We start from the raw sequence: 26,373 nt of genomic DNA, 5'->3' as shown, positions 1-26,373 counted from the left end.
AGGGTAAGCAGCCTGGCGACTGGTGACACCGGGGGCGGCGGGACCCTTCACGCCACCCCCGTGACAGACGGTGTCGAGACGACAGTCCTGGTGCCCCTCGCCCGCGGACCGGAGGCGCACAATGGATCCGTGGCTTTTCCGATCGATGACCTGACCGGGTATTTCTCCGGCGAATGGCAGCTCGCGCGCAAAATCGTCGACGTCGACGGAGCGGCGCTGGGCGAGGCGAGCGGCCGGGCGACGTTCACCTGCGAAGACGGGGTGCTCGTCTATCGGGAGTCGGGAGAGTTGCAGCTCGGAGCGCATCGCGGACCATTTGTCCGGACGCTGCACTACCGTCCGTCCGGCGGCTCGCGCGCCGCGGTCCACTTCGACCACGGCGGGTTTTTCCACGACGTGGACCTGGCGACCGGCGAGTGGACGGCCGATCATCCGTGCGCCGCCGACTGGTATCGCGGGGCGTACCGCGTGCTCGACGATCGCCAGTGGGAGCAGGAATGGGTCGTGACCGGACCGGCCAAGGACCACGTCATCACCAGCCGGTTCACGCGCGCGGACCGATGATCCTCCCGGCCTGGCGCAGGATTCCGCACTGCCGCACGTGAGATCCGCCGGATATCGCAGCGAACGCGCTGCGTGAACTACTTCCGCCGGTTGCGCAGGATCACCAGCAGCACCGTGATCGCCGAAATCGCGCAGGCGGCGGCGATCACCATGCCCGCCCAGGCGGGAATCGCGATGCCGGCGATGTTGTCGAACCCGGGCAGGGCTCGGGGCGCGGTGATCGCCACGGGTCCCTCCGTTCGCGTCGTCGGCGTGCAGATCGCTCTCGCGCCGGAGTCTACCTGCCACCGGCCGCACGCGTCAGGTCCGAAGTGGACAGTTGCGGTCACCGCTGGTAGTCAACGGATTTTCCGTGCCGAGGCCGTTCGATCCGGTGCGAATGGACCCCTCGTGCCGCTCGAGTCACAGTGCTGGGCACAAGCGGATCTTCGAGGCATGATCGAGGCAAGCGCACGACGACGAAGAGGAGCGCGAGATGAATGTGGCCGATCTGCTCGTGGACGGATTCGGCCGGGTGCGGGAAGTGGTGCACCAGGCAGTCGACGGGCTGACCGCGGAGCAACTGGCGGCGCGCCCGGGCCCGGAGGCCAACTCGATCGGCTGGCTGGTGTGGCATTTGGCGCGGGTGCAGGACGACCATGTCGCGGACGTCGCGGGCACCGACCAGTTCTGGACGGCACAGGACTGGCGCGAGAAATTCGCCCTGCCGTTTCCCGCCGGCGACATCGGTTACGGGCACAGCAGCGACGACGTGGCCAAGGTGCAGCCGAAGTCGCCGGATTTGCTCACCGGCTACTACGACGCCGTGCACGAGCACACGGTTTCGTGGGTGACCAGCCTCAACGGAACGGCGCTGGACCGCGTGGTCGACGAAGGCTGGAACCCGCCGGTCACCCTTGGCGTCCGGCTGGTCAGCGTGCTCTCCGACGACCTGCAACACGCCGGACAGGCCGCCTACGTGAGGGGGTTGCTGCTGGGATGACCTGGAGCGGCTGACGCGCTGAGTGAGTGACCGGCTGGCCTGGCAGCTCGCGTCGCGGAACACGCGCACCGTCGCTGCGCTCTCGCTCTGTACCTGGGCAACGAACCGCCGCACAGTTCGCCCGGCGGGCCGGGGGAGTGATGGCGACGCATGCTGGCCAACGCGGTGAGGGCGCGTGGTCAGAGTGGGATTGGCGGGTGCGGTGAGGGCGAGTGGCGAGAGAGCGGCCGGTGGCTGAGGCGGGCGCGGTGCGAGCGCGCGGCGAGAGCGGGGCTGGCGGGTGCGGCGAGGGCGCGTGGCGAAGGCGGGGTGGCAGCTTAGGCGGGTGCGGCGAGGGAAGGCGGCGAGAGAGCGGAGGGTGGCTGAGGCGGCCGCAGTGCGAGCGCGCGGCGTGAGCAGGACTGGCGAGGGCGCTTGGCGAAAGCGAGGCTGGTGGCTGAGGTGGGTGCCGTGCGAGCGCACGGCGTGAGCAGGACTGGCGGCTGAGGCGGGTGTGGTGAGGGGATGTGGTGAGAGAACGGCCGGTGGCTGAGGTGGGTGCAGTCCGCGCGTGCGGCGAGAGCGGGACTGCTGACTGAGGTGCGCGCGTGAAGCGAGAGCGGGGCTGGCGGCTGAAGCAGGCGTGGTGATCGCATGTGGTGAAAGTTGGCTCGTCGCTGAGGCGAGCGCGCGGCGAGAGCGGGACTGGCGAGGGAGGTGAGAATGCGCGGTGAGAGTCGGGTTGCTGGCCAACGCGCAGTGAGAGCGTGCAGCGAGCTGGTGGCTGAAGCGCGCGGTAAGAGTGCGCCGTGAGCACTGGCTGGTAGCCGAAGCGGACGCGGCCTCGCGTAGGTGCAGTTCCGCGGAGAACTCCCGCAGTCCCACACGAAGAAGCATCGGCCGAGCAGCCAGTCAACCTCCCGGAGTCAGCTGCCGAGCGGTCTCACTCGAATCCGGCGCCCCGGTGGTCCGGCAGTCGGCGCGGGCCGGGGCCGTCTTGGCCTAGGCGGTCTTCTGGGTTGGCCAGGCGGCATTTGGCCAGGGACATGCAGCCGCAGCCGATGCAGTCGTTCAGTTGGTCGCGGAGTTGTTCCAGTTGGCGGATGCGCTGGTCCAGGTCGGAGCGCCAGCAGGACGAGATGCGCGACCAGTCGGCGCGGGTCGGGGTGCGGTCGTCCGGGAGGAGGGCCAGCACGTCGCGGATCTGCGCCAGCGGCATGCCCACCCGCTGCGACATGCGGATGAACGTGACCCGCCGCAAGGTGTCGCGGCGGTAGCGGCGCTGGTTGCCCGCGGTGCGCCTGCTTTGGATCAGGTTCTCGTCCTCGTAGAACCGGAGGGCCGACGCGGGTACGCCGCTGCGGTGGGAAAGTTCGCCCACGGTCAGTTCGGGCAGCTCCGTTTTCGCCATGCGCACAGCATAGCTTGACTTAAAGGGAGCTTGAAGTTCGAGACTCCTTTCCGGAGGCGGGAAACCTGTTCCGCCCCGGAGAAAAGGAGAAAAACGTGTCCGAAGCTCCCGTCCGGCTCGCTGTGCTCGTCGGCAGCGCCAGGGAAGGGCGGTTCGCCCCCACGGTCGTCCGCTGGTTCTCCCGCCAGGCCGACCGCCACGGCGGGTTCGAGGTCGACGTCCTCGACGTCGCCGAGATCTCGCTGCCGCTCGCGATGAACGGCGAGGGGGCCGCGCCCGTCGCTGCCCGGCTCGAGGCGGCGGACGCGTTCGTCGTGATCACGCCCGAGTACAACCACAGCTACCCGGCCGCGCTCAAGAACGTCCTCGACTGGTTCCGCGGCGAATGGCACGCGAAGCCGGTCGCGTTCGTGTCCTACGGCGGGATTTCCGGCGGGCTGCGCGCGGTCGAGCACCTCCGCCCGGTCTTCGCCGAACTGCACGCGGTCACCATCCGCGAAACCGTGAGCTTCCACGGGGTCCACGGGCGGTTCGGGGAGGACGGCGAACCGCTCGACCCTGCCGTCGAGACCGCGGCGAAGGCCTTGCTCGACCAGCTCGAATGGTGGGCCCGCGCGTTGCAGGACGCCCGATCGGTGCGGGCTTACCCTGCGTAGCTGCTGCGGGGTGGCGCTGGTCGGCGTGGTTGAAGCGCCGGGGTAGCCGTGCGGATGCTGCTCCGGCGGAGTTTGGACGGCTCGCTGCCGTGAACTGCGACGTGTTCCGCTCAGCCGAGGGGGTGAGTTCGGGGCGGCGCTGGAAGCCGGTGGTGCGCTGACTGACGGTGCGGCCCCGCTGGGTGATGCGGTTGCCCTTCCAGAAGAGGGGCGGCCGGACCATGTTCTGGGCCGGAACCGCTGCGATGGAAGAGGAATCCGGCGTTGCGGGAAGCCAGCGCAGTCTTGGTTGGCGACGCTGCGGCTCGGCGGAGCTTCCCGCCGCGCTGGCTGAGGCTGGACCACGCTTCGGTCGGCACCGTCCGACAAGGCAGCGAGTTCGGTGCGGCACCGTTCAACAGGGCATTGAGTCCGGTGCGGCACCGTCCAAATGGGGGCGGCGAGTTCGGTGCCGCCCCGTCCGACAAAGCAGCGAGTTCAGTGCGGCACCGTTCAACAAGGCGCTGAGTTCCGTGCGGCACCGTTCAACAAGGCGCTGAGTCCGGAGCCTCAACAATGCAGCGAGTCCGGTGCCGCCCACCGGAACAGCAAATCCGGTGCGGTGCCGCGAAACCCAAGCGGCACCGCACCGGACCGCCAACCGGTCAGCCAGCGTGACTGTCCACACCAGACCGTCGGGCGAAAGCGGGAGCGTGTTCCGGCCGCAACCCAACGCCGCCAAGGTAAGCAGTCACCCCGGAAAGCGCCGGGAATCGTTGCACCACCCGCATCGGCGCGGGTAAACGGTCCAGCGTCCCGGCTAGCGCGGGGCGCAACAGCATCTCGTGTTCACCCCGCTGGCTCGACTGCACCGCGACAGTCGGCAACAACCGGCGGCGGCGTACGGCGGCCAGGCGGGACACCGGAACTTCCCCGCGCCGCAACGGTTCCGCGAGGAGTCGTGCGGTGGCGACGGCGTCTTGCACGGCCAGGTTCACCCCGACACCGCCAACCGGCGACATCGGATGGGCTGCATCGCCGATGCACAAGGCTCCCGGGGCGTGCCAGCGCGGCAGCAGGCCCATGGTCACTTCCAGCAACTTCACGTCGTCCCACGAGCGGACGGCGGACACTTGCGCGGGCGTCCAGCCGAACAACTCGGCCAGTCGTGAGCGGAAGTCTTCGATGGGGCCGGAACGCAGGCGGGCGTCTTGGCCTCGCGGGATGAGGTACGAGGTCTGGTAGTAATCGCCGCGGTCCATGGTCACCGAGGCGTATCCGGGGCCGAACCGGGCGAACACCCCCTGTTCGCCCGGTCCGGCTTTCGGCACTCGCACCTGCCAGACGTCCATCGGGACGTCTGTCTCCCGCAATGCGAGGCCGAGTTCTTGGCGCACTTTCGACCAGCGTCCGTCGCAGCCCACGGTGAGCGGGGCTTCGAGTGCGGCGATGTCACCGCTGTCGTCGCGGTAGTTGACGCCCGTGACGCGTCCGCCTTCGCGGCGCAGAGAGGTAACAGAAGCGCCCATGCGCAGGGTGAAATTCGGTTCGGCCGCACCGGCTTCGGCCAGCAGGCCCAGGAATTCGGCTTGCGGGACCATCGCGATGTGCTTGTGCGGGCCGCGCAGCCTGCTGAAGTCGGCGGCGATCACCGTTTCCTCGCCGATCTCCATTTTCATCCGCTCCAGGACCGAACGGGACAGCGCGGCGAACCGGGCGCCGAGGCCCAGTTCGTCCAGCAGGCGCAGCGTCGACGGGTGCACGGTGTCGCCGCGGAAGTCCCGCAGGAAGTCGCGGTGCTTCTCCAGCACCACCACCTCGACCCCGGCCCGGGCCAGCAGCAGGCCCAGCATCACGCCTGCCGGACCGCCCCCGGCGACCACGCATCCGGTCCGTTCCATCGGGACCTCCAATATTAGAGACTCTCTAAGTTTAGAGTAACGCTAAGATTCACGCCATGACCGGGTTGCGGGAAGAGAAGAAGCGGCGGACCCGCCAGGCGCTGATCGAGGCGGCGCTCACGCTGTTCGACGAGCAGGGCTACGACGGCACGACCGTCGCCGAGATCTCCGCGCGGGCGAAGGTGTCCCCGGCGACGTACTTCAACTACTTCGCCGCCAAAGAGGACGTCGTCTTCGCTGACCAGCATCTTTACGACGAGGTGGTGGACGGGGTCTTCGCCGCGGCGGAGCCGGGGACGCCGGTGGCGGAGATGGTGACCAGGACCGTCCATGCGCTGGTGACGGCGGACGCGTGGAGTTTCCCGCTGGACCATCCGCTCACCGAGGTGCGCACCCGGCTGCTGGCCGGGGTGCCCGCGTTGCGCGCGGGATACCTGCTGCGCAACGCGGCGGTGGGGGATCGGTGGGCGGAGAAGCTGTACGAGACGTGCGCGCCGCAGCTGGACCGCGTCGAGGCGGCTGGATTGACCGGTGCGGTGTTCGGCGCGTTGGAGGCGGCGTTGCGGCAGGTGCCGCCGGGGGAGAGCGCGACGGAAGCCGTGCTGGGGATCGTCGAACGGGTCGTGCGCGGGTTCGTGCCGGAAGGCTAGTTGCAGTACAGGGATTCGAGTTTGGTGTCCGAGGCGACCACGGTGATCCCCTTGCCGACCGGCTGCCCGGACGCCGCTAGCGACGCGGACACGGTGCAGACCACCTGCTGCAGACCGACGGGGTACAGCAGTTTCATCGATTCGGAGACGGTCACGGTCACCGGCTGGGCCGAGGTGTCGACTGTGACGTGCCGGCCGGGCGAGAGCATCGAGTAGAAGCCCTCTTGTTCTTCCGTGCGAGTCGGGCCGCCGAACAGTTCTGTCAGCACCGTCGTGGGGGTCGCGTCCCTCGCCCAGGCGCGTTGCACCGGGCTGAGCTGTCCCGCGTACACGAAGTAGAGCGTGATTTGCGGACGTGGCGTGCCCAGCTGGAAGCCGCCGGGAGCATCGCCGGCGGAGATCACTCCGGTCGGCTGGATACCGCAACCGGCGACGGCCAACACAGCAGCGAAAGCGACGAAGCGCCGCAGAAGTTTCATCGCTCCTCCTTCGCGGTGCGGGGCAGCCGGAGCGTGAACCGCGCCCCGTTGCCGGTGTTCGCCGCTTCGATGTCGCCGCCGTGCAGGCGGGCGTTTTCCAGCGCGATCGACAGGCCGAGGCCGCTGCCGTCGGACCGGGCGCGCGAGGTGTCGGCCTTCGCGAAGCGGTCGAACACCTTCGGCAGCACCTCCTCGGGGATTCCCGGGCCGTGGTCGGTGACAGTGAGGAAAACGGTCGTGTCGTCGGTGCTCAGCCGGATCTCGACCGGCGGCGCGCCGTGACGCAGGGCGTTGCCGACGAGGTTGGCGACGACCAGGTCGAGCCGTCGCGGGTCCGCGGGCACGGTGACGCTCGGCAGGTCGGCCGCGACGGAGTCGGTCCAGCCGCGGGCGGCGACGCTGTTCGCGACTGCCTCGGCCAGGTCGACCTCCTCGACCCGCAGTTCGGCCCGTCCGGCGTCGAAGCGGGAGATTTCGACCAGGTCCTGCACGAGGCGGGTCAGCCGCCGCGTTTCGGCGGACACCAGGCGCGCCGCTACGGCGGTGTCCGCGGGCAGCTGGTCGGCGTCTTCGTCGAGGACGTCGGTGACCACGTTCATCGCCGCCAGCGGGGTGCGCAGCTCGTGAGAGACGTCCGCGACGAACCGGCGCGCGTCGGCCTCCATCTCGCGCAGCGATCCGACGGTGCGTTCCAGTTCCGCCGCGGTGTGGTTGAACGTGGTGACCAGCTGGGCCAGTTCGTCGGAACCCTTCGCGGGCAGGCGCACGTCGAGCTGCCCGTCGCCGAGTTTGCGCGCCGCCGAGTTCAGCGCGCGCACCGGTCGCAGCACCTGCCGCGCGGCCAGCAGCGCCAGCGCGACCGCGATCGGCAAGGCCAGCGCGGTCATGACCCACGCGCGCGTCGCCAGCTGCTCGATCGCGGCCTGCTGGGTGGCGAGCGGGACCGTCTTGTAGACCTCGATGCCGGTGTGTTCGCCCTTCGTCGCGCCGTAGCGCAGCAGCGGCATCCCGATGTAGAGGACCGGGCGCCCGCCCTCGATGACGCGCTGGAACTGGATGCTGGTCCCGCCCGCGACCGCGGTGCGCAGGCCGCCGGGTATCTCCGCCGGATTCAGCCCGACGCGCGAATGCAGCGACCCGAACACCACGGTCGTGACGCCCTTGAGCGAGCTCGCCATGTTGTCGAGCTGGCGCTGGTCGGGCGGCAGGGTCAGCTGCGGCAGGTACGTCCTGACCTCGTCGCGCAGCTGCACCATCGCCGGGTCCTGCACGCCGGCCAGGATCGTGTTGCGCGCGGACACGTAGCTCGCGCCCGCCGCCGCACCCGCGCCGACCAGCGTCATCGCCGCGAACGCCAGCACCAGCCGCAGGCGCAGCCCGGACACCCACGACCGGAGCCGTTTCACGAGCGGCCGAACCGGTAGCCGAAGCCGCGCACCGTCTGCACGTGGTCCGGCCGCGCCGGGACGTCCTCGATCTTCGCGCGCAGCCGCTGCACACAGGCGTCGACCAGGCGGGAATCGCCGAGATAATCGTGTCCCCACACCGACGCCAGCAGCTGGCTGCGGCTGTACACCTGGCCCGGCGTGCGCGAGATCTCCAGCAGCAGCTTCAGTTCGGTCGGCGTGAGCGAAACCGGTTCGCCGTGTTTGCGCACCAGCATCCCGGCCCGGTCGATCACCAGGTCGCCGTGCTGTTCGGGGCCCGCGCCGCCGGGTTCGGCGGCAGTGCGGCGCAGCACCGCGCGGATGCGGGCGTCGAGCACGCGCGGTTCGACCGGCTTCACGACGTAATCGTCCGCGCCCGCTTCGAGGCCGGCGACGATGTCGAAATCGTCGCTGCGCGCGGTGAGCATGATGATCGGCACCTGGCCGAGCGCGCGGATCCGGCGGGAGGTCTCGAACCCGTCGATGCCGGGCAGCATGAGGTCGAGCACCACGAGGTCCGGCGCGCGTTCGCGCAGCTGCGCCACGCCGTCCTCGCCGGTCGCCGCGGTGTGCACGGTGTGTCCTTGCCGGCGCAGCGCCAGTTCCATGCCCTCGCGGACGGACGCGTCGTCCTCGACCACCAACACCACAGCCACGCTGGCCATTATTCGGAATGCCCGCGGATTCGCGCGAGCCGGGCGGATCTTGTAGCGAAACCATGACATGGCCCTGACGAGATCTCGAAATCCCGCGGCCAGGCTCGAAGACATGGCAGTACTGACTCCTGATCCGCCGACCGTGCCCCTGTCCGCGCCCCGCCACGCGCTCGCCCCGCCGCGGCGTTCGCGGACCGCGGTGCTGATCGCCGCGGCGATCGGGTTCGCGGGCGCGTTCGTCGTCGCCTACCTGCTGTTCGTGCGGACCGAGGCCGGGCAGCGCGCGGAGGACGGGGTCGTCCGCTTCGCGCAGGGCCTTCCGCGGTCCACTGTGGACTGGGCGCGGCCGCTGGCCGGGATCGACGGGGTCGAGGTGTTCGGCGCGGCCGGGATCGTCATCGTGGCGCTCGCCGTGCTGCGCAAGCGGTTCGCGCTCGGCGTGACCGCGCTGGTGCTGTACTTGCTGCCGCTGGCCGCCGCGCAGCTGCTCAAGATCTACCTGCTGGACCGGCCGGACGTCGGGTCGGCCGGGGCCCCGCACCACAACAGCTTCCCGAGCGGGCACGTGAGCGCGGCGACCGCCGTGCTGCTGGCACTGGCCGTGGTGCTGCCCGCGCGGTTCCGGACCTGGGTGCTCGCCGTGGGTGCGCCCGGCGTCGCCTGGGTGGCCGCGGCGACCGTCGCGCTCAGCTGGCACCGGCTCTCCGACACCGTGGGCGCCTGCCTGCTGGTGGCCGCGGTCGTGTCGGCGGGCGCGGCGGTCGTCTCGGCGCGGCGTCCGGACGGCAGCCGGATCCCGCCGGTGCGGACGGCGATCGCGCTGTTCGGGCCGGTCGCGGTGGTGCTCGGCGGGTACGCGGTGCTGTCCTCGGCGACGTCGGTTCCGGCCCGGTTCGTGGCGGCGCTGGTGCTCGCGGCGCTGAGCGCGGTGGCGGTGGTGCTCTTGGCCGCGGGACCGCTCCGGCGGGTGAACTTCGACCCGTCCGGGGCGCGGAACCGGCTCAGCGGAGGGTCGTGAGCGGGGATCCCCCGCCTACCCCGCGACAGCCGTTCACGACGGGTTCCGGCGCGGTTTGATCCGCACCGCGGGCAGCGGGGGAGCGGGCAGCCGCGCCGGGCCGCCGGGGTACGGCTCGATCGCGCCGAACTGGTCGGAGTTCGCCTCCCAGGCTTCGCGGTATTCGGCGATCTCGTCGTGGCTGCGGCCGACGAAGTTCCACCACATCAGGATTTCCTCGCCGAACGGCGGGCCGCCGAGCACGATCGCCCGCGCCGGGGACGACCCGGGGTTGTGCAGGTCGAGCGTCGTTGCGCCGATGCCGAGGTAGCCGAGCTGGGCCCGCTGCAGCGGGGTGCCCGCGAAGGTGAGCTCTCCGGTGTCGAGCAGGACGCCGTGCTCGAAGGACGGATCCGCGGCGAGGCTGAGCGATGCGCCCGGGTCGAGGACGATTTCCGCGCCCAGCAACGGAGTGAAGGTCTTGACCGGCGAGGTTTCCCCGGCCAGCGTGCCGAGGAAGACGCGTGCGGTGGCTCCGTCGAGGGCCGTGGCCGGCGGGACGTAATGCTGGAAGTCGCGGGCGGTGTGCCGGTGCTCGTCCGGCAGCGCGACCCACAGCTGGACCCCGTGCAGCGTCGTGGTTTCCGGCGTCGACACCTCTTCGTGGCAGATGCCATGCCCGCCGGTCATCAGGTTCAGCTCGCCGGGCCGGACCATCGCGTGCGAGCCGAGGCTGTCGCGGTGCTCGATCTCGCCGGTGAACAGCCAGCTCACCGTCTGCAGTCCGGTGTGCGGATGCGGGCCGACGGACATGCCGCCGCTGACGGAGGTGTCGTCGGGACCGTAGTGGTCGGCGAAGCACCACGCGCCGATCAGCGACCGCTGGCGTTGCGGCAGCGTGCGGCGGACCGGCATCGCGCGCGGGCCGCCGAGCGGCACGGAGCGGGCGTCGAGGATCTCGACCTTGCCGGGGTCAACAGGGTCGCCGCCGCAGGCTAGTTCGGCCGGGTCGGTCTCGACGTTGCTCATGCCCGACACGATAACCGGCGAGAGACGGGGTTACTGCCCGGCTGGCGGTGAGGGGCCACCTGCCGGACACGCGTGAAACGTCCATCGCGGGACGCTTCAGTCTCGCCGCCGGGAAACGGCAGCCGCGTCGATTCAGCCCGGCTGATCGTCCACAAGAGACACCACTGCTGTCGAAATGACCGCTTTTCGACTATCTGACGGGTTCTTGAGGTACGTGAGGGGGTCCCTGAGGGAATCTGATTCCCTCAGGGACCCCCTCACGTACTGCGAACCCCGCCTGGAGCAAGCGCACCTCGCAACACTGGCTTAAGTTCCCGGCATGGGGAATCAGAGTAAGTGAGGGTTCCCCTCACGGTCAGCCGTGGAGGTTGCGCAGCCAGTCGAGCGCGGTCGGGAGCGCGTTGAGCACCGAGATGTGCCCGTCGCGCGGGCGGAGCCACAGTTCGGCGTCCGGGAGGTTCCGCAGGAGCCATTCGCTGTGGCTGACCGGGACGATCCGGTCCTCGCCGCCGTGCACCAGCAGCACCGGGACCCGCACGTCGGCGGCGGAGAAGCCCCACGGCGCGACGTACGCGAGGTCGTCGTCGGCTTCCGCGGCCACGTCCGCCGCGGCGCCGGCGTCCTCGCCGAGAGGACCCCACGTGCCGCGCAGCGCCGCCCAGTCCGCGTCGGTGAAGCTTGTCGGGTCGAATTCCTGCGTTTCTCCGTGCTGCAGCCGGGTTTCGCGGCCCTTGCGGGCGGCCCGCAGCGAGCTGTCGTCGACCATCCCGCCGTACCAGTCGTACTCCTCGGAGTACGGAGCCAATCCGGCGAGGCACACCGCCGCGGTCACCCGATCCGGCAGCAGCGCGGCACAAACCAGCGTGTGCGGTCCGCCGCCGGACGCTCCCATCACCGCGAACCGCGGCAGGTCCAGTGCGTCGGCCAGTTGTCGCACGTCCTCGGCAGCCGAGCCCACCGTGCGGCCGACCTGCGGAGTGGACCCGCCGTATCCAGGCCGCGCATAGGAAACGACCCGGAATCCTCGCGCGGACGCGGCCTCGACCACCGGCGGCAGCAGACGACCGGATTGCGGAGTCCCGTGGTGCCACACCAAAGGGAAGCCGTCGCCTCCGCTGTCGTGGACCCGAAGGTTGCGGCCGTCGGGCAGCGGCAGGTCAGTCGTCCCCATGTCGAGGACTCTAGCCACCCCGCCGCGCTCGATCGGCGAAATTGTCCCAAGCCTGGCGCACCAGCGCGGGATGCGCGAGGAGGTCCGACGCGGTGCGCGCCAGCGCCGATGCGGTCGCGAGCAGCACCGTCCGGGCTCGCGGCGATCCGGTCGCCTCGGCGAACGCGCGGCTGCCGACGGCGCGCACCGGATCGTGGAGGGCGACGGACGGGTGGATCGTCGGCATCCGCACGCTCAGGTCGCCGACCTCGGGCCGGCCGGGAATCGCCGCGGACCCGGACGGGGACGCGTGGATCCCGCACGCCGCGAGATGCCGGGCGAAATGCCCGGACAGCACCGGATTGTCCTGGAACCGCGCGTGAATCGGGCCGAACCGTTCGACGTTCGCCTTGGTCCCGGTCGCCATCGCGGCGCCTTCGGCGGCGGTGGTCACTTCGGTGACGACGTGCCCGAGCGTTGCGGAGTCCGGCGCACGCAACCCGAAGCGGGCTTCGGCGAAATCGGGCACTACATCGGTGGATTCCCCGCCGTGCGTCACGATTCCCTGCACCGCCGCGCCGGCGGGCAGCCGGGCCCGCAGCGCGGCGATCGCGGTGAAGACCTGCACCAGCCCGGCGACCGCGTCGGTGCTGTCTTCGGGAGCCGGCCCGGAATTCCCGTGCACGGTTACGCGCAGCTCGGTCCGCGCGGCGAGCGGCGCGGCGGCCCAGGTGTGCACGCCGGGCTGGAAGGTCAGCACCGCGTCGATCTCGTCGCCCGCGCGGTCGGTGACGACGACGGAACCGGATTCCAGTGTCGCGGCGGTGGCGAGCGCGGCGCCGAGCACCGCCGCGGTGACGAGGTTGTGCCCGAACTCCCGGAGCCGGTCGGACGGGAGCAGCAGGGCGACGCACGGACGGCCGGAGCCGTACCGCGCGACGCCGCCGTCGACGGCGAACCCGGCCTCGGCGAGCGGGCCGAGCTCCGGCCCCCGCTCGCCGTCCGGTTCGCGGGACCAGGCCCAGAGCCGCTCGGCGAGCAGCTCGATTTCGTGGTCGGTCCGGTCGTGCCGGTCCTCGTCGGACTCCATGCCGCCCAGGTACCCACCGGGCAGCGATTCGATCCCCTTCGAAAGTGGGTAATTCGGCCGTTGGCGCGCCCGGGCCGGTGCGCGAGGGTCACGGGCATGACAGCGGGAAGCTACCGGGTGCTGCCGGCCGAGGTGTCGGCGATCGTGAAGAACGTGGAGGGCCTCGGCGCCGCGGCGTTCTCGGCCGTCCGCGACCTCGAGACGCTCGTGATCGACGCCTTGTCGTTCGCGGGCATCGGCAGCGGGGTCGCCGCGGCGAACACCTTGCTGCAGTCGAAACTCGTGTCCTCGCTCGGCGATTTCGTGAAGCTGATCGAACAGGTCAACGGCAAGGTGCAGCACGCGGCGCGGAACTACGCCGACGCGGACACCGCGGTGGCCCAGGGCTACGGCGGCGGCACGGGCGGCGGAGGAGCCGGGGCGGGCGGCGGCGGTGCGGCTGCTGGGGGTGCCGCACCGCAGCAGCTGGACGACCGGGTCGTCGATTCGATCATGCGGTCCGAGGGCGCGACCGGCGAACAGGGCGGCGTGCGCGAGGCGTACGGCTTCCGCGAGAGCATGCACAACGGCTACGACCAGATCATGGCCGCCCGCCGGGAATACGGCCTCGGCAGCGCCGAAGAACGCGCGGTGGTCGCGCAGCTGATGACCGCGAACGCGCGCCGCGCCGGGGCGATGGAGTTCACCGACGCGGGCACCCAGGCCGCGATCATGTCCGGCGCGCACATGCGCGGTGCGGGCGGCGTCCGGGCGATCCTCAACCACATGGGCGGCGCGGACATCGTGCAGAGCGCGCGCACCCTCGACCCGGACGCCGTGCAGCATCTGCAGAGCCTGACGCCGCAGGAATTCCAGCAGCAGTTCCACGACGCGCGGATCGAATACGACCGCGAGGTCTACGGCGACACGACCACCCGGCAGAACGGGCACACGCAGAACTGGTGGGACCGCTACGGAAACGGCCTGACCCAGCGCTACGACCGCGAGCAGCAGGAGTTCCTGCGGATGTCGCGGTAATCCCGTTCAGTCCAGATCGGACAGCCGGGCCGTCAGGTCCTCGACCAGCTTCGTCATGAGGCGGTCGAGGAGCTGGCGGTCTTCGGCGGTCCAGTCGCTCATCGCGTCGGCGAACCAGCCCTCGATGACCGCGACGTAGCGTTCGGCCGCCGTTTTCCCTTCCGGCGTCAGCTCGATCAGCCGCGCCCGCTGGTCGTCCGGGTCGGCCACGCGCCGCACCAGCCCGCGGCTTTCCAGCCCCTGCACCTGCCGCGTCACGTGCGGCCCGACGACGTTCATCCGGTTCGCGATCTCGCCGACCCGCAGCGGCGCGTCCTCGATGTGCAGGATGCCGAGCACGCTCATCGCCGGCCGCTCCAGCGGCAGCCCGGTCGCCTCGACCGCGCGCTCGAACAGCTTGCCCCGGCGCAGCGTCCCGCTCAGCTCGTTCAGCCGGGGGAGCAGGTCCCGGAACAGGGAAGGGACGGCGGACATCGCGGGCTCCTTGAATAGATACCTAACTTAGGTATACAGTTGGGTCACCGGGATCGCGCGAGGCGGTTCCGGCCGGTCTCAAAAATGATACCTAAGGTAGGCATCTATCGCCTGCCGGGGAACAAAGGGGAGAACCATGAGCAGGAGTGTGCTGATCTCGGGGGCGAGCATCGCGGGTCCGGCGCTGGCGTACTGGCTGAACCGGTACGGCTTCGCGGTCACCGTGGTGGAGAAGGCGGCGGCGGTGCGCGGCGGCGGGTACCCGATCGACATGCGCGGCCCGGCCGTCGAGGTGCTGCGGCGGATGGGGCTGGCGGAGCAGGCGCGGGAGCGGCATGTCGCCACCCGGCGGCTCTCGTTCCTCGACGCGGACGGGAGCGTGCTGAACAGCGTCGCGCCGACCGTGATCACCGGGGACGAGGCCGGGCACGACATCGAACTGGCTCGCGGCGACCTCACCAGCCTGTTGTACGACGCGGTCCGTGACGACGTCGAGTTCCGCTTCTCGGAGTCGATCGCCGCGCTGGCCGATCGCGGAGACCGGGTCGACGTGACCTTCGCCAGCGGCCGGAGCCAGACGTTCGACCTGGTCATCGGCGCGGACGGGCTGCACTCGAAGACCCGTTCGCTGGCGTTCGGGCCGGAGGAGCAGTTCCACCGCTACCTCGGCTACTGCTTCGCCGGATTCACCATGCCGAACTACCTCGGCCTCTCGCACGAGGGCATGTCCTGGGCGGTGGCGGGCCGGTCGGCGTCGCTCTACGCCGCGGGCGACCGCGACGGCGACCACGTGCACGGGTTCCTGGTGTTCACCCGCGCCGACGCGCCCTTCGAAGCGTTCGCCGACCCGGCCGCGCAGCGCGAACTGGTCGCGAGCCGTTTCGAAGGCTGCGGCTGGGAGGTGCCGCGGATGGTCGAGGCGATGCGCTCGGCGGACGACCTGTTCTTCGACGTCGTCAGCCAGATTCACATGCCGGTGTGGTCGAAGGGGCGCGTCGCGCTGGCCGGGGACGCCGCGCACGCGACGTCGTTCCTGTCCGGGCAGGGGTCGAGTCTCGCGATGATCGGTGCGTATCTGCTGGCGTACGAGCTGGCGGACGCTCCGCACGACGTCGCTTTCGCGGCGTACGAGCGGCGGTCGCGGGAGTTCGTGGAGGCCAACCAGGCGTTGGCGACGGGCGGGTCGGCGTTGATGTCGCCGCGGACCGAGGCGGAGGTGGCGGCGCGGAGCGCGGCGTTGCGGGCGCTGGACGGGCTGCCGGGGGAGGAGCACAGCGAGGTGCACAACTTGCTGACGCTGCCGCCGGAGCGCACGACCGTCTGAATCGTGCGTGCCTGCGCCGGTGAGAACCGGAATTGCCGCGCACGAGGGCGAGTGGTGGGGCGGTCGTGCGTGCCTGCCGGGGTTGAACCGCGATCGCCGCACGGGCTTTCCCCGACGCGCGGCGCCCGCGTGCGGCGTGCGAGGCTACCCGGCGGCATTGCGCGGTGACGGAACGGGGCGGGATGAACGCGATTGCGCGCGGCGGCGGGATGCTCGCGGCGGTTCTGGTGGTCGTCGGCGGCACGGCCGGGCTCGGGGTGGCGCTCGGGCTCGGCGGGACGGCGGTGCTGGCCGGGCTGACCGCGTTGTTCTGCTTCATCGCCGCCACCGGCGGGCCGTTGCGGCCGGATCTGTGGCTGCTCGCGGCGTTCGCTCCGGCGGTGGTGATCGGCGGGGCCGGGCCGCGGTTGCTGGGCGAGGTGTCGCCGGTCGCGTCGATCGCGCTGCTCGTGCTGGTGGTGTTCGCGGCGGCGGTGGTGCCCGCGCTCGGGCCACGGTACGTGACGGTCGGGCTCGGACTCGGCATGGCTTCGGTTTTCGGCTACGGCTTCCAGTTGAGCGGGGCGGCCAGCCCGGTGCAGATCATCTGCGCGCCGGCGCTGGCCGTCGCGGTCGTGTTCGTGCTGCGGCTGTTGATGGGCCTGAGCGATCCGGGCAAGCCGACCCGCACCGCGCTGGCCGACGCGCTCGCCGGGCCGGATCGCGCGAGCGCGGAGCGGGCGGTGCGGTTGTGGGTGACCGACCGGCCGCGCGCGTGGCAGGCGCGGGTTCTCGCTGGCGGCGCCCGGTACCACGGCACCGCCGCATTGCTGCGGGATCGGCTGCGTGCGTTCGATGAAGAGCAGGCAGCGGCGGTTTCCCGCGTGCTCGACGCCGCGGACGAACAGGTCGCGGCGCTGGCGGAAGCCGTGCGGGCCAAGACCGTTACGGATCCGCCGGAGATCGAACGGATCGACCCGGACGTCGCGTTGCCCGGCGACACCGCTGCGCTGCTTGATGAAGCCTGGGCCGGGTTGTTCGCGATCCGGGAAGCCGTGCTGAACCGCGACGAGTCCATTGTGGACTTCCCGCGGCATCTCGTCCGCGAGGCCTTGCGACGAGAGGCGACCGGGGTGTTCTCGTGGCGGTCCGCGCAATTGCGGCACGCGGTGCGGTGCGCGCTGGGGATGCTGGTCGCCGCGGTGATCGCGACGTTCCGGCCCGGCGATCCGCTCACCGTGTCGTTCCTCATGACGACGTTCGCGCTCATGCAGCCGGAATGGCGGGACACGCTGGCGAAGGCCTGGCAACGCGCGGCCGGCGCGGCGGCCGGGGCCGTGGTGCTGGCGGTCGCGTTGTGGTTGCTGCCGCCGGGCGCGTTGCTGCCGCTGGGGATCGTCGCGCTGCTCGTCGGTTTTCCGTTCATGCAGGTGCAGCCCATGGTGTTCAACGGGTGCATGGTGCTGATGAGCGTCGGGATGAACGCGACGACACGGCATCTGGACGCGGTGTCGGTGCTCGTGGAGTACCTGCTGCTGGTCGTGCTGGCGGTGGTGATCGGCCTGTTGTTCGGCTTCGCCGCGGTGCCCGGGGTGCCGAAACCTTCGGTGGCGCAACGGTTTTCCGATGCCGTCTCCGAAACTGGCGAGCTGCTCGCGTCGGTGGCGGAGCGGTTGCGCGGCGGAGGCGGCCGGCGTGAGGTCGGGCTGCGGTTCCGCGCGGCGGCTCGGACGCATCAGGACCTGTTGAGCCCCGAACCCGGCAGCCGGGAGCCTTCGTCGGAGCAGCGAGAAGCCTTGGAAGAGGCAGGACAGGGGTTGCGCGGTCTCGCGGCTTCGGCGGGCGCGCTGCTGCAGCGGGACGGGCAGTCGCCGACGATGGCGTCCTTCGCGGAGGCGGCGGCAGGCGCGCTGGCCGGAAGCGGGGAACTGCCGCCGCGACCGTCGGAGGCGGACGAGGAGGAACGGCTGCTCGCCGACCTTGTACGGGCTGACCTGCTGCGCGTGCACCGCGGCGCGGAGGTCCTCGCGAGCTGAAGGTCCGTGCGGACACCGGATGCTTCCCCTGCGTCCCTTCACCTTCCGCGTTCGCGGTGTCACCATCCGGACATGAGGAAACTCCCGCTCGCCCGCGTCGCGACGGTGGCAGCCTGCGTCGCGTTGCTGTTCCCGGTGTCCGCGGCGTACGCCGATCCGCCGCACAACCTGCCGCAGAACGCCAACGGATACGAGCAGTCCTTCTCGCCCGCCTACGACTACGACGGCGACGGTTGCTACGCCACCCCCGCGATCGGCCCGGACGGCACCCTCGCGCCCGGCCTCAAGACCACCGGCGCGGTCAACGGCAACTGCCACGACCAGTCGGACCTGGACAACTCCCAGACCTACTCGCGCTCCACCTGCAACCACGGCTGGTGCGCGGTCGTGTACGCGAGCTACTTCGAGAAAGACCAGGCCGTCGACGGCAGCGGCCTCGGCGGGCACCGGCACGACTGGGAGCACGTGATCTCGTGGATCGACCAGTCGTCGAACCAGGTCGAGTACGTGACGACCACGCAGCATTCCTCGCAGGTGACGTACCCGCGGTCGAAGGTGAGTTTCGACGGCGCCCACCCGAAGGCGGTGTACCACAAGGACGGCCCCGGCACGCACTTCTTCCGCCTCGCCGACGCCCACGACGAGCCGCCGGAGAACCACTACCACGATTGGCGCTATCCGCCGCTGGTCGGCTGGGACGGGTGGCCGTCGAGCGCGCTGCGCGACCGCCTCATGGCCGCGGACTTCGGCGCCGCGACGATCAAGATCAGCGACGGCCGGTACCAGGACCTGCTGGAGAAGTCGAAGCCGGCCGGCATCCCGTTCGACCCGCGCGGCTAGCTTTCAGGGTGCTCCACGCGACGCAACTCACCCGAGCACCCTCGCGAAAACCGGGTAATAGTAATCGGCATGCACTCGGACTCCGCGCTCCCGCTCGACGGAATCACCGTCGTCTCCATCGAACAGGCAGTCGCCGCCCCGCTGGCCACCCGCACGCTGGCTGATCTGGGCGCCCGGGTCATCAAGGTGGAACGCGCCGACGGCGGCGACTTCGCCCGCGAGTACGACCACGTCGTGCACGGGACCGGCGCCCACTTCGTCTGGCTCAACCGAGGCAAAGAATCCCTGGCCGTAGACCTGAAAACCACGGAAGGCCGCGACGCGGTCCACCGCCTGATCGCCAGGGCCGACGTCTTCGTCCAGAATCTGGCTCCGGGCGCGGCCGCGCGGCTCGGGTTCGGGGCCGAAGAACTGCGCGCCGGCCATCCGGAACTGGTGGCCGTCGATCTCTCCGGCTACGGCGTCGGCGGGCCCCGGGAACAACGCAAGGCCTACGACATGCTGGTCCAGGCCGAAGCGGGCCTGATCGGCATCACCGGCACCCCGGACACCCCGGTCAAGACCGGCATCCCGACCTCCGACATCGCCTCCGGAATGTACTGCGCGCAAGCGGTGCTGGCCGCCCTGCTGCGCCGCTGGCGGACCGGGCAGGGCGCGACGGTCGAGGTGTCGATGCTGGAGGCGACTGTCGAGTGGATGGGCTACGCGATGTACAGCCAGATGTACTCCGGACGCCAGCCCGCGCGCATGGGCTTGAGCCACGCGTCGATCGCCCCCTACGACGCGTACCCGACGAAAGACGGTCAGATGCTGATCGGGGTCCAGAACGACAGCGGGTGGCGGACGTTGGTCACTTCAGTCCTCGAAGCCCCGCAGTTGGCCGACGACCCGCGATTCACCACGAATGTGCAGCGCGTCGAACACCGCGCGGAATGCGACGCGGCGGTTGCCGCCGAGACTGCCCGATGGTCCACAGTGGAATTGGACGAGCGGCTCGCGAACGCCGGAATCCCTGCGGCGCAAGTGAAACAGGTCGCCGACGTCGTGGCCGACCCGCAGCTTCGCGCCCGCGACCGCTGGCGCAAGATCGGCACCGAACACGCGACCGTCGACGCGCTGCTGCCGCCGGTGACGTTCGCGGACGTCGAGGCGCGGATGGGCGACGTGCCCGCGTTCGGGGCGCATACCCGTGCGCTGCTTGAAGAAGCCGGGGTCGACGCGGAAGACCTGCTGCGCCGGGGGATCGCCGCCGAGCCGCGTTGACAGTTGTATGGTGCATCTCTAGCATGCGGGGACATGCCGGGAGAAGACCGCGACGGCGATGCCCTGGACGCTATCCACCGCGCGATGATCCTGTTTTCCCGCGGGTCGCGGGTGCGCTCGAACGAACTGTACGAGGGGCTCGGGTTCGTGCAGTACACGATGCTGTCCTCGATCGACCTCGCGGACTGCGCGCACGCGGCGGATCTCGCCCAGGAGTACGGGCTCGACCCCTCGACGGTCAGCAGGCAGCTGGCGGAACTGGAGACCGCCGGGCTGGTGGTGCGCGGCCCGGACCCGCGGCATTCGCGCAGGCAGCGGCTCGAGCTGACCGAAGCCGGGCATCGCGCGCTGGCGATTACCCGTGCGGCGCAACGGAACCGGCTCGAAGAGCGGCTGCGCGACTGGCCGAGCCGCGACGTGGCCGAGTTCGGGCGGTTGCTGAGCAGGTTCGTCGAGTCCTGACCGGTCCACTGTGGACGATCCGGCTCAGCCGCGGCGGATCGGGCCCAGTTTCGCGGAAAGGGCCTCGGCGAGGTCGGCCGGACGGGGCGGCCCGGCGGCGCGGTCGGCGGCCCAGGCGAGCGCGAGCCTGCTCGGTTCCCAGCCGTCCTCGTCGATCCGGACCAGCTTGAACTCCGGCGGCGAGAACATCCGGCCGATGAACGACGCCGGCGCGTAGGACACGAGCGCGACCAGCCGCCGGTTGAACACCTGCGCGGCCATTTCGAGCTCGCCGCCGCGCCCGCTGACCGCGCGCACGATGTTCCGGACGCCGCGTTTGGCGAGTCTCCTGGTCAGCGCGGCGAGGATGACCGGGTTCGGCCGGGCGAAGTCGATGACCACCTCGCGGTCGCGCAGTTCCTCGATGTGCACGAGGTCGCGGCAGGCGAGCGGATCGTCCGCGCGGACCGCGATCGCGCCCTGGTACTCGGCGACGGTGCGGGCGCGCAGCCGCTGATCCTCGACCGACAGGTGGATCAGCCCGAGCTCCAGATGCCCGGACACGAGTTTCGCGGTGACCTCGGCGGCGGAGCCGGCGACCTCGAACGTCGCCGGAGCGGCCAGCCCGCCGACCGCGGTTTCCAGGTCCTCGAGCAGATCCGACGGCGCGTACGCGGTGGCCCCGACCCGGATCGGCGTGCCGTCCTCGAGAACTCCGGCCGCGAGGTCCTTCAGGTCGTCGACCTGGCGCAGGATCGCCCGCGCCGGGCCGAGCAGCGCCTGGCCGAGCGGGGTGAGCCGGACCTCGTGGTAGTGCCGCTCGAACAGCGGCCCGCCGAGCTCGCGTTCGAGCAGCTTGATCTGCTTGCTGAGCGGCGGAGGGGTGATCCGCAGCCGGTCCGCCGCGCGCTTGAAGTGCAGTTCGTCGGCGACCGCGACGAAGTACTTCAGCCGGGTGAAATCGATCTCCATCGTCCAATGTCCAGCGAGGCGAGCGGGTTGCGGCGATCATACGGCGGGCGGCGGAGTTCGGCGGGGCGCCGGGCGGGTTTCCGGGAGCTGCCAGACGGCGCGGGCATTGCCGCCCGGCCCCGCCGCGTCCTCCGGTGACGGGATCGGGGAGGCAGCGGAAGAGACTTCACGGGAAGGAAAATGTCCGTTCCGAAGCTCGCCCGGTGCCAACGCCCCGCGAATGCCGCGCCCGCCGAAAATCACCCAGCGCGAGTAGCCTGCCCGCCCTGCTCCTCAGGCGCCTCGAGCACCCCGCGAGCGACTAGCCCAGCCGTCTCCGCGACCCCCAACCCGAGCAGTTCCGCCGCGATCTCGAACGTCTGCTCGCCCAGCAACGGCGCCTGCCCCGTCGGCGGGTCAGCGACATGCGCGGCATGGATCTGCACGTTCTCCAGCACGTACGGCTCCTCCGCGCACGGATGCAGCTCCTCCCGAAACACCCGCCGCTCCCGGTACTGCTCCCACTCCGGCAGATCACCCGCCCGCAGCATCGCCCCGGCCGGAACACCGGCGGCCTGCAGCAGATCCATCGCCTCGAACGGGGAATGCCGCTCCGTCCAGTTGGTCACCGCCGCGTCGATCCGAGTCCGGGAAGCGGCGCGGCCGGAGCGGGTGGCCAGACCGGGGTCGGCAGCCAGGTCAGGGCGGTCCAGCACCGAGCACAACGCACCCCAATCCGCGTCGTTCCGTACCGTGACGGCGAGCCAGTCGTCGTCGCCGGCGGTCGGGAACACGCCCCACGGCGCGTCGTGGGCCGGTTCGGTCAGGTGGTGTCCCCGGCGGGCTAGGTCTTCGGCGGCGATCCGGTCCGCGAAGTGGCTCAGCATCACCTCGGATTGCGCGACGCTCACCGACCCGCCCTCGCCGTCGCGTTCGCGCCGGACGAGCAGGGCCAGCGCGGCCAGCGCGCCGATCCGGGCGCACACGTGGTCCGGATAGACCGTGACGGCGTCACTGAACGTGCCCGGTTCGCCCGGATAGATCCACTCGCTGGTGAGTCCGGTCGCGGCGCGCACCAGCGGGCCGTACCCGAGCCGGGCGGCCCACGGGCCGGTCGGGCCGAAGGCGGAGCTGTCCACGACGACGATGCCCGGGTTCACCTCGGCCAGCGCGGCCCGGTCGAGCCCGAGCGAGGTGATGACGCCGGGCTTGAAGTTGGTCAGCACGACGTCCGACTGCGCGACCAATCGTCGCACCAGTGCTTGGCCTTCCGGATCGCGCAGATTGACGCCGATGGCGCGCTTGTTGCGATGGCCGGCGGCGAAACCGTGCGACATCAGGCCGGGCAGCGCGGCGCGGGAACCGTCCGGGAAAGCCGAGTTCTCGATCTTGATGACGTCCGCGCCGAGGTCGCCGAAGAGCCGTCCGGTGTCGCCGCCGACCACGATCACGCCGAGGTCCAGGACCCGGATTCCCTCCAGCGGACGTCCTTCGCCGCGCCGGGAGCGTCCCGCGAGGATCGGCGCGGCGGTGACGCGTGCGCCGGTGTCGGGGCCGGCGACGGCGCGGTGTCCGTCGATCTCGGTGATTCCGGCCGGGACCGGTGCGACGAGTCCGGGGGACAGTTCGGTGTCGCGGAAGAACCCGCGTGCGGCGAGCTGGTCGGTGTGCAGGGCTTCGGCGAGCGTGAGCACCGCAGCGGTCGGCACGCCGTGGCGCTGGCCCTCGCACTCCAGCGCGGCGCGGGTCTGATCGGCGAAGAAGCGGCCGATCGCGGGCAGCAGGTCCGGCGACGCGTAGCGTTCGCGCACCTGGTCGTACTTCGGATCGGCGAATTCGGCCGGGCTGCCCATCCACTCGAACATCCCGCGCCATTGCCGCCGCGACAGCAGGCAGATCCGGATGTACCCGTCCTGGCACGGGAAAATCGGGTACCGGTGGCGTTCTTCGGTGCGTCCGCGCGGAAGGTCGCTCAACGGCACCCCGGCGGCCGCGCTGCCGACCATGCCGAACGCCGGGTCCAGCGCCTGCATCGCCCCTTCGATGACGGCGAAGTCGATGCGGTCGCCGCGTCCGGTGCGCAGCCGGTCCAGGTACAGGCTCACCGCCTGGAACGCGGCTTGCGCGGCGGCGACGTGGTAGGGCAGTTCGCCGGGCGGCAGCAGCGGCGCGCGGCCGGGGATGCCGGACCGGGAGAGTTCGCCGGTCAGCGCGTGGAACACCGGCGTGGTGGCCTGCCAGTGCCGCCGGGTCGTGGCGCGGCCGAAGTCGCTGATCGACAGGACGACCAGCGCGGGATGCCGGGTGCGCAGGCTGGGGACGTCGAGCAGTTCTTCGGCGCGCGAACCGGGCGGAGTGGTCTCGATCAGCAGGTCGGCGTCGGCCAGCAGCTGTTCCCAGCCGTGCGAGCCGGGTTCGGCGGCGGCGTGGGCGAAGCCGTGCCGGTCGATCGCGGTGCCGATCGCGACGCCGTCGACGACCGGTCCGGTGGTGCGTTCGTCGGTGACGCCGGGCAGGACGACCCGGGTGACGCGCGCGCCGAGATCGGCCAGCAGCCGTGCGGCCGCGGTCATCGGGCCGGACGACAGATCGAGCACGCGGACCCCGGACAGCGGCGGGTCGTAGGTGTCGGGCAAGGGAACCAGCCTCCTCGGGGCTCAGCTGCGGCGGACGGCGCGGAAGGGCAGGTCGCGGTCGATCTCGGGTTCCTTGGGAAGCCCGAGGACGCGTTCGGCGATGATCGTGCGCTGGATCTGGTCGGTGCCGCCGCCGATGGAGGTGAAGAACGCGTTGAGCGCCAGGAAGTTCACGTCGTCGGCGACCGGGTTCTCGTCCCCGGCGAGCAGCGTTTCCGGACCGGCGATGTCGGTGCGCAGCCGCCCTTCGGCGTGCAGGATGCCGGACATCGCGAGCTTTCCCAGCGACATCACCGAACTCGACGTGCCCTGTTCGGCCGCGGCTTTCGCCCGGGCGTTGTTCAGCGCGTTGAGTTCGCGCAACGCGAGCACGGTGGCCAGGTTGTCGCGGATGACCGGGTCGGCGAGGCGGCCGCGTTCCCGCGCCAGTTCGACGAGGTCGTCGGCGATCGATCCGTGTCGCGAGGCCCGCGCGCCGTCGCCCATGATCGAGCGTTCGTACGCCAGCGCGGTCTGCAGCACGCGCCAGCCCTTGCCCTCTTCGCCGACCAGATAGTCCGCCGGGATTTCGACGTCGGTCAGGAACACCTCGTTGAAGTGCGCTTCGCCGGTGATCTGCACCAGCGGCCGGATGTCGACGCCGGGCTGGTGCATCGGCACGACGAAGTAGCTGAGGCCCTTGTGCTTCGGGACGTCCCAGTCGGTCCGCGCGATCAGCAGCGCGTAGTCCGCGGTTTTCGCGCCGGACGTCCAGACTTTCTGGCCGTTGACGATCCAGCGGTCGCCGTCGCGGACCGCGGTGGTGCGCACGCCGGCGAGGTCCGAGCCCGCGCCGGGTTCGCTGTAGAACAGGCAGGTCCGGGAGCGTTCGGTGAGGACGTCGTGCAGCAGGTCGTGCTTGAGTTTCTCGGTGCCGAACGCGAGGACGGTGTTGGCCGGGATGCTGTATTTGTCCTGACGGGCGCCGGGCGCGTCGACGGCGTCGAACTCCGCCGCGATCACGTCGGCCAGTTCGGCCGGGTAGGCGCGGCCGGACCATTCGACCGGCCAGGTCGGCACGGCGTACCCGGCGGCGACGACCTTTTCCAGCCACGCAATGCGTTCCGGGGTGGTGCTCCAGCGATCCTCGGCCGGGGCGAGCCCGGTCCATTCGGCGGCGAGCCACGCGCGGACTTCTTCGCGGAGTTGATCGATGGTGATCATGGTCAGGCCCCCTTCGAGGCGAGGTAGCGCTCCCGGTGCAGCCGCGAACCGCCGAACAGCTGTGCGCCGGAGCGGGCGCGGCGCAGGTACAGGTGCGCCGGGTGTTCCCAGGTGAAACCGATCCCGCCGTGCATCTGGATCGCCGACAGGGCAACGGTTTCGTACGCTTCCGCGCAGGCGAACCCGGCGAGCGCGATCGCACCCGGGCTGCCGTCGGCCGCGGCGTGCCGGGCGGCCGACGTCGCGGATTCGACGTCCAGGAGCCGGTCCGCGGCGAGGTGCTTCATCGCCTGGAAACTGCCGATCGCGCGGCCGAACTGGACGCGGGTGTTGAGGTAGTCGACGGTCGTTTCGAAAATCTTCCGGGCACCGCCTGCTTGTTCTCCGGCGAGTGCGATCACGCTGACGTCCAAGGCTTTCTGCACGGCTTCCCAGCCTGCAGTACCAATTCGTCGCGCTGGTGTATCAGCGAAGGTGAACTGGGACAGCCGCACGGTCGGGTCGAATACCGATTCCGCGGTGCGAGTGAAACCGGAGGCGTCGGGTGCGACCTCGAAGACGCCGATGTCGTCGCCGGTGCGAGCCACCACGAGAATGACGTCGGCAACCTGGCCGAAGGTCACATACGGCGTGGTCCCGGTGAGAGTTCCGTTTGCTTGCACCGCAACGCTTTCGGGCGTCCAAGCGGCGCTGACGGCGACGGTCCCGATCGACGACCCGTCGGCCAGCGCGGGCAACAGACGGCGTTTGTCCTCTTCGGACCCGGCGGCGTCGATGAGCGTCGACGTCAGCACCGCGCTGGACAGGAACGGCGACGGCAGCAGCGCCGCCCCGATTTCCTCCGACACCGCTTCGAGTTCTTCCGCGCCCAGGCCGACTCCGCCGTATTCCGTCGCGATCAGCAGGCCGGGCAATCCCAGTTCGGCCAGTTGTTTCCACAGCTGCGGGTCGTAACCGGAGTCGCTCGCCATCACGCGGCGTACGTCGGACTCCGTGCAGCGGTCCGCGAGCAGGTCGCGCACCGCCTCCCGCAGCTGTTCGGTTTCCGCGGCGCTGATCGCCATCGCCGGACCGCCTTTCCCGTCGTCGGGTCTCGATTCCCATGCTGGGCGGGGAAATCCGCGATGTACATCACGGATTCCGACACCGGCAGGTTTCCGGGAGCGACATCGGCGCACGTGTCGCGGGCGCACATCTGCCGGTGTCCCGACCGGTCGTTTACGCCGCGTCAGCGGGATGCGAACGTGGAGGTGCGACCA

At 70.7% G+C, this 26,373-nt stretch carries 25 protein-coding genes; 11 read left to right on the top strand and 14 right to left on the bottom strand.

The features are described from left to right. Positions 1 to 129: 129 nt before the first annotated feature. The gene (locus PUT80_RS36110; RefSeq protein ID WP_275294818.1) at positions 130 to 564 is read left to right on the top strand and encodes a DUF6314 family protein; all 435 of its coding nucleotides are present in this window, start codon (positions 130 to 132) and stop codon (positions 562 to 564) included. Between the two features lie 77 nt (positions 565 to 641). Here the strand turns inward: PUT80_RS36110 and PUT80_RS36105 are convergent, their stop codons facing one another. Then, a complete protein-coding gene (locus PUT80_RS36105; RefSeq protein ID WP_158714476.1) occupies positions 642 to 791 on the bottom strand; it encodes a hypothetical protein in 150 nt (49 codons plus the stop codon). Positions 792 to 1,039: 248 nt separating this feature from the next. Between PUT80_RS36105 and PUT80_RS36100 the strand changes: the two genes are divergently transcribed. Continuing rightward, positions 1,040 to 1,546, top strand: coding sequence for a DUF664 domain-containing protein (locus PUT80_RS36100; RefSeq protein ID WP_037812365.1), 507 nt, complete (start codon positions 1,040 to 1,042; stop codon positions 1,544 to 1,546). Between the two features lie 922 nt (positions 1,547 to 2,468). Here PUT80_RS36100 and soxR read toward each other — a convergent pair. Beyond that, a complete protein-coding gene (gene soxR, locus PUT80_RS36095) occupies positions 2,469 to 2,936 on the bottom strand; it encodes a redox-sensitive transcriptional activator SoxR (protein ID WP_134670128.1) in 468 nt (155 codons plus the stop codon). Between the two features lie 95 nt (positions 2,937 to 3,031). On the opposite strand from soxR, the gene PUT80_RS36090 reads away from it, so the two are divergent. Continuing rightward, a complete protein-coding gene (locus tag PUT80_RS36090) occupies positions 3,032 to 3,592 on the top strand; it encodes an NAD(P)H-dependent oxidoreductase (RefSeq protein WP_134670126.1) in 561 nt (186 codons plus the stop codon). A gap of 644 nt (positions 3,593 to 4,236) precedes the next feature. Here the strand turns inward: PUT80_RS36090 and PUT80_RS36085 are convergent. Next, entirely contained in the window at positions 4,237 to 5,472 is a 1,236-nt protein-coding gene (locus tag PUT80_RS36085) for an FAD-dependent oxidoreductase (protein ID WP_275294817.1), read from the bottom strand. A gap of 56 nt (positions 5,473 to 5,528) precedes the next feature. Between PUT80_RS36085 and PUT80_RS36080 the strand changes: the two genes are divergently transcribed. Beyond that, on the top strand, positions 5,529 to 6,122 hold the full coding sequence (locus PUT80_RS36080) for a TetR/AcrR family transcriptional regulator (RefSeq protein WP_275294816.1): 594 nt from the start codon (positions 5,529 to 5,531) through the stop codon (positions 6,120 to 6,122). Here the strand turns inward: PUT80_RS36080 and PUT80_RS36075 are convergent. Genes PUT80_RS36075 through PUT80_RS36065 form a run of 3 tightly spaced genes read right to left on the bottom strand, consistent with a single transcriptional unit; the run spans position 6,119 to position 8,684 of the window. After that, positions 6,119 to 6,601: a hypothetical protein gene (locus tag PUT80_RS36075; protein WP_275294815.1), complete on the bottom strand. Its 483-nt coding sequence runs from the start codon at positions 6,599 to 6,601 to the stop codon at positions 6,119 to 6,121. The genes PUT80_RS36080 and PUT80_RS36075 overlap by 4 nt on opposite strands. After that, positions 6,598 to 7,944, bottom strand: coding sequence for a HAMP domain-containing sensor histidine kinase (locus tag PUT80_RS36070; RefSeq protein ID WP_275294824.1), 1,347 nt, complete (start codon positions 7,942 to 7,944; stop codon positions 6,598 to 6,600). Before PUT80_RS36070 ends, PUT80_RS36075 begins: the two co-directional genes overlap by 4 nt. Positions 7,945 to 8,003: 59 nt before the next feature. Continuing rightward, positions 8,004 to 8,684 carry a response regulator transcription factor gene (locus PUT80_RS36065; RefSeq protein ID WP_275294814.1) on the bottom strand — a complete coding sequence of 227 codons (681 nt, stop codon included), beginning with the start codon at positions 8,682 to 8,684 and terminating at the stop codon, positions 8,004 to 8,006. 112 nt (positions 8,685 to 8,796) lie between these two features. On the opposite strand from PUT80_RS36065, the gene PUT80_RS36060 reads away from it, so the two are divergent. After that, positions 8,797 to 9,702: a phosphatase PAP2 family protein gene (locus tag PUT80_RS36060; protein WP_134670430.1), complete on the top strand. Its 906-nt coding sequence runs from the start codon at positions 8,797 to 8,799 to the stop codon at positions 9,700 to 9,702. Between the two features lie 33 nt (positions 9,703 to 9,735). Here PUT80_RS36060 and PUT80_RS36055 read toward each other — a convergent pair whose 3' ends face one another. The 3 genes from PUT80_RS36055 to PUT80_RS36045 form a co-directional block, all read right to left on the bottom strand. Beyond that, positions 9,736 to 10,710, bottom strand: coding sequence for a pirin family protein (locus PUT80_RS36055; protein WP_275294813.1), 975 nt, complete (start codon positions 10,708 to 10,710; stop codon positions 9,736 to 9,738). 355 nt (positions 10,711 to 11,065) lie between these two features. Then, a complete protein-coding gene (locus tag PUT80_RS36050) occupies positions 11,066 to 11,881 on the bottom strand; it encodes an alpha/beta hydrolase (RefSeq protein ID WP_275294812.1) in 816 nt (271 codons plus the stop codon). A 10-nt stretch (positions 11,882 to 11,891) separates the two neighbouring features. Beyond that, positions 11,892 to 12,950, bottom strand: a complete 1,059-nt coding sequence (locus PUT80_RS36045) for a hypothetical protein (protein ID WP_134728715.1) — start codon at positions 12,948 to 12,950, stop codon at positions 11,892 to 11,894. Between the two features lie 96 nt (positions 12,951 to 13,046). Here PUT80_RS36045 and PUT80_RS36040 point away from each other — a divergent pair, with 96 nt between their 5' ends. Further along, positions 13,047 to 13,967 (top strand): hypothetical protein, encoded by a 921-nt coding sequence (locus PUT80_RS36040; RefSeq protein ID WP_037812345.1) that lies wholly within the window; start codon positions 13,047 to 13,049, stop codon positions 13,965 to 13,967. A 6-nt stretch (positions 13,968 to 13,973) separates the two neighbouring features. On the opposite strand, the gene PUT80_RS36035 is transcribed toward PUT80_RS36040, so the two are convergent. Next, entirely contained in the window at positions 13,974 to 14,441 is a 468-nt protein-coding gene (locus PUT80_RS36035; protein ID WP_037812343.1) for a MarR family transcriptional regulator, read from the bottom strand. Positions 14,442 to 14,577: 136 nt separating this feature from the next. Between PUT80_RS36035 and PUT80_RS36030 the strand changes: the two genes are divergently transcribed. From PUT80_RS36030 to PUT80_RS36010, 5 genes are all read left to right on the top strand, one after another. Beyond that, a complete protein-coding gene (locus PUT80_RS36030) occupies positions 14,578 to 15,765 on the top strand; it encodes an FAD-dependent monooxygenase (RefSeq protein WP_275294811.1) in 1,188 nt (395 codons plus the stop codon). A 182-nt stretch (positions 15,766 to 15,947) separates the two neighbouring features. Then, the gene (locus PUT80_RS36025; RefSeq protein ID WP_275294810.1) at positions 15,948 to 17,780 is read left to right on the top strand and encodes an FUSC family protein; all 1,833 of its coding nucleotides are present in this window, start codon (positions 15,948 to 15,950) and stop codon (positions 17,778 to 17,780) included. 72 nt (positions 17,781 to 17,852) lie between these two features. After that, on the top strand, positions 17,853 to 18,620 hold the full coding sequence (locus PUT80_RS36020) for an NPP1 family protein (RefSeq protein WP_205673114.1): 768 nt from the start codon (positions 17,853 to 17,855) through the stop codon (positions 18,618 to 18,620). 69 nt (positions 18,621 to 18,689) lie between these two features. Next, positions 18,690 to 19,883: a CaiB/BaiF CoA-transferase family protein gene (locus PUT80_RS36015; protein WP_275294809.1), complete on the top strand. Its 1,194-nt coding sequence runs from the start codon at positions 18,690 to 18,692 to the stop codon at positions 19,881 to 19,883. 33 nt (positions 19,884 to 19,916) lie between these two features. After that, complete coding sequence (locus PUT80_RS36010; RefSeq protein WP_134667702.1) at positions 19,917 to 20,345, top strand: MarR family transcriptional regulator; 429 nt, start codon at positions 19,917 to 19,919, stop codon at positions 20,343 to 20,345. A 24-nt stretch (positions 20,346 to 20,369) separates the two neighbouring features. Here the strand turns inward: PUT80_RS36010 and PUT80_RS36005 are convergent, their stop codons facing one another. The 4 genes from PUT80_RS36005 to PUT80_RS35990 all read right to left on the bottom strand — a co-directional run bounded on the left by PUT80_RS36005 (position 20,370) and on the right by PUT80_RS35990 (position 26,178). Then, complete coding sequence (locus PUT80_RS36005) at positions 20,370 to 21,296, bottom strand: LysR family transcriptional regulator (protein ID WP_275294808.1); 927 nt, start codon at positions 21,294 to 21,296, stop codon at positions 20,370 to 20,372. A gap of 239 nt (positions 21,297 to 21,535) precedes the next feature. Then, positions 21,536 to 23,911: a CoA transferase gene (locus tag PUT80_RS36000; protein ID WP_275294807.1), complete on the bottom strand. Its 2,376-nt coding sequence runs from the start codon at positions 23,909 to 23,911 to the stop codon at positions 21,536 to 21,538. Between the two features lie 21 nt (positions 23,912 to 23,932). Beyond that, on the bottom strand, positions 23,933 to 25,114 hold the full coding sequence (locus PUT80_RS35995; protein WP_275294806.1) for an acyl-CoA dehydrogenase family protein: 1,182 nt from the start codon (positions 25,112 to 25,114) through the stop codon (positions 23,933 to 23,935). A 2-nt stretch (positions 25,115 to 25,116) separates the two neighbouring features. Then, entirely contained in the window at positions 25,117 to 26,178 is a 1,062-nt protein-coding gene (locus PUT80_RS35990; RefSeq protein WP_275294805.1) for an acyl-CoA dehydrogenase family protein, read from the bottom strand. Between the last annotated feature and the right edge of the window lie 195 nt (positions 26,179 to 26,373).

Source organism: Amycolatopsis sp. La24 (genome assembly GCF_029087445.1).
GTDB lineage: Bacteria > Actinomycetota > Actinomycetes > Mycobacteriales > Pseudonocardiaceae > Amycolatopsis > Amycolatopsis nivea.
Note: the sequence above shows the minus strand (reverse complement) of the source record. Positions and strands in the feature narration are given on the sequence as shown.

Coding starts and splice junctions, on each gene's coding strand:
- PUT80_RS36075 (WP_275294815.1), bottom strand. CDS start 6,601: ATGAAACTTCTGCGGCGCTTCGTCGCTTTCGCTGCTGTGTTGGCCGTC.
- PUT80_RS36050 (WP_275294812.1), bottom strand. CDS start 11,881: ATGGGGACGACTGACCTGCCGCTGCCCGACGGCCGCAACCTTCGGGTC.
- PUT80_RS35995 (WP_275294806.1), bottom strand. CDS start 25,114: ATGATCACCATCGATCAACTCCGCGAAGAAGTCCGCGCGTGGCTCGCC.
- PUT80_RS36055 (WP_275294813.1), bottom strand. CDS start 10,710: ATGAGCAACGTCGAGACCGACCCGGCCGAACTAGCCTGCGGCGGCGAC.
- PUT80_RS36085 (WP_275294817.1), bottom strand. CDS start 5,472: ATGGAACGGACCGGATGCGTGGTCGCCGGGGGCGGTCCGGCAGGCGTG.
- PUT80_RS36070 (WP_275294824.1), bottom strand. CDS start 7,944: ATGACGCTGGTCGGCGCGGGTGCGGCGGCGGGCGCGAGCTACGTGTCC.
- PUT80_RS36080 (WP_275294816.1), top strand. CDS start 5,529: ATGACCGGGTTGCGGGAAGAGAAGAAGCGGCGGACCCGCCAGGCGCTG.
- PUT80_RS35990 (WP_275294805.1), bottom strand. CDS start 26,178: ATGGCGATCAGCGCCGCGGAAACCGAACAGCTGCGGGAGGCGGTGCGC.
- PUT80_RS36020 (WP_205673114.1), top strand. CDS start 17,853: ATGAGGAAACTCCCGCTCGCCCGCGTCGCGACGGTGGCAGCCTGCGTC.
- soxR (WP_134670128.1), bottom strand. CDS start 2,936: ATGGCGAAAACGGAGCTGCCCGAACTGACCGTGGGCGAACTTTCCCAC.
- PUT80_RS36040 (WP_037812345.1), top strand. CDS start 13,047: ATGACAGCGGGAAGCTACCGGGTGCTGCCGGCCGAGGTGTCGGCGATC.
- PUT80_RS36060 (WP_134670430.1), top strand. CDS start 8,797: ATGGCAGTACTGACTCCTGATCCGCCGACCGTGCCCCTGTCCGCGCCC.
- PUT80_RS36030 (WP_275294811.1), top strand. CDS start 14,578: ATGAGCAGGAGTGTGCTGATCTCGGGGGCGAGCATCGCGGGTCCGGCG.
- PUT80_RS36005 (WP_275294808.1), bottom strand. CDS start 21,296: ATGGAGATCGATTTCACCCGGCTGAAGTACTTCGTCGCGGTCGCCGAC.
- PUT80_RS36015 (WP_275294809.1), top strand. CDS start 18,690: ATGCACTCGGACTCCGCGCTCCCGCTCGACGGAATCACCGTCGTCTCC.
- PUT80_RS36035 (WP_037812343.1), bottom strand. CDS start 14,441: ATGTCCGCCGTCCCTTCCCTGTTCCGGGACCTGCTCCCCCGGCTGAAC.
- PUT80_RS36025 (WP_275294810.1), top strand. CDS start 15,948: ATGAACGCGATTGCGCGCGGCGGCGGGATGCTCGCGGCGGTTCTGGTG.
- PUT80_RS36045 (WP_134728715.1), bottom strand. CDS start 12,950: ATGGAGTCCGACGAGGACCGGCACGACCGGACCGACCACGAAATCGAG.
- PUT80_RS36100 (WP_037812365.1), top strand. CDS start 1,040: ATGAATGTGGCCGATCTGCTCGTGGACGGATTCGGCCGGGTGCGGGAA.
- PUT80_RS36010 (WP_134667702.1), top strand. CDS start 19,917: ATGCCGGGAGAAGACCGCGACGGCGATGCCCTGGACGCTATCCACCGC.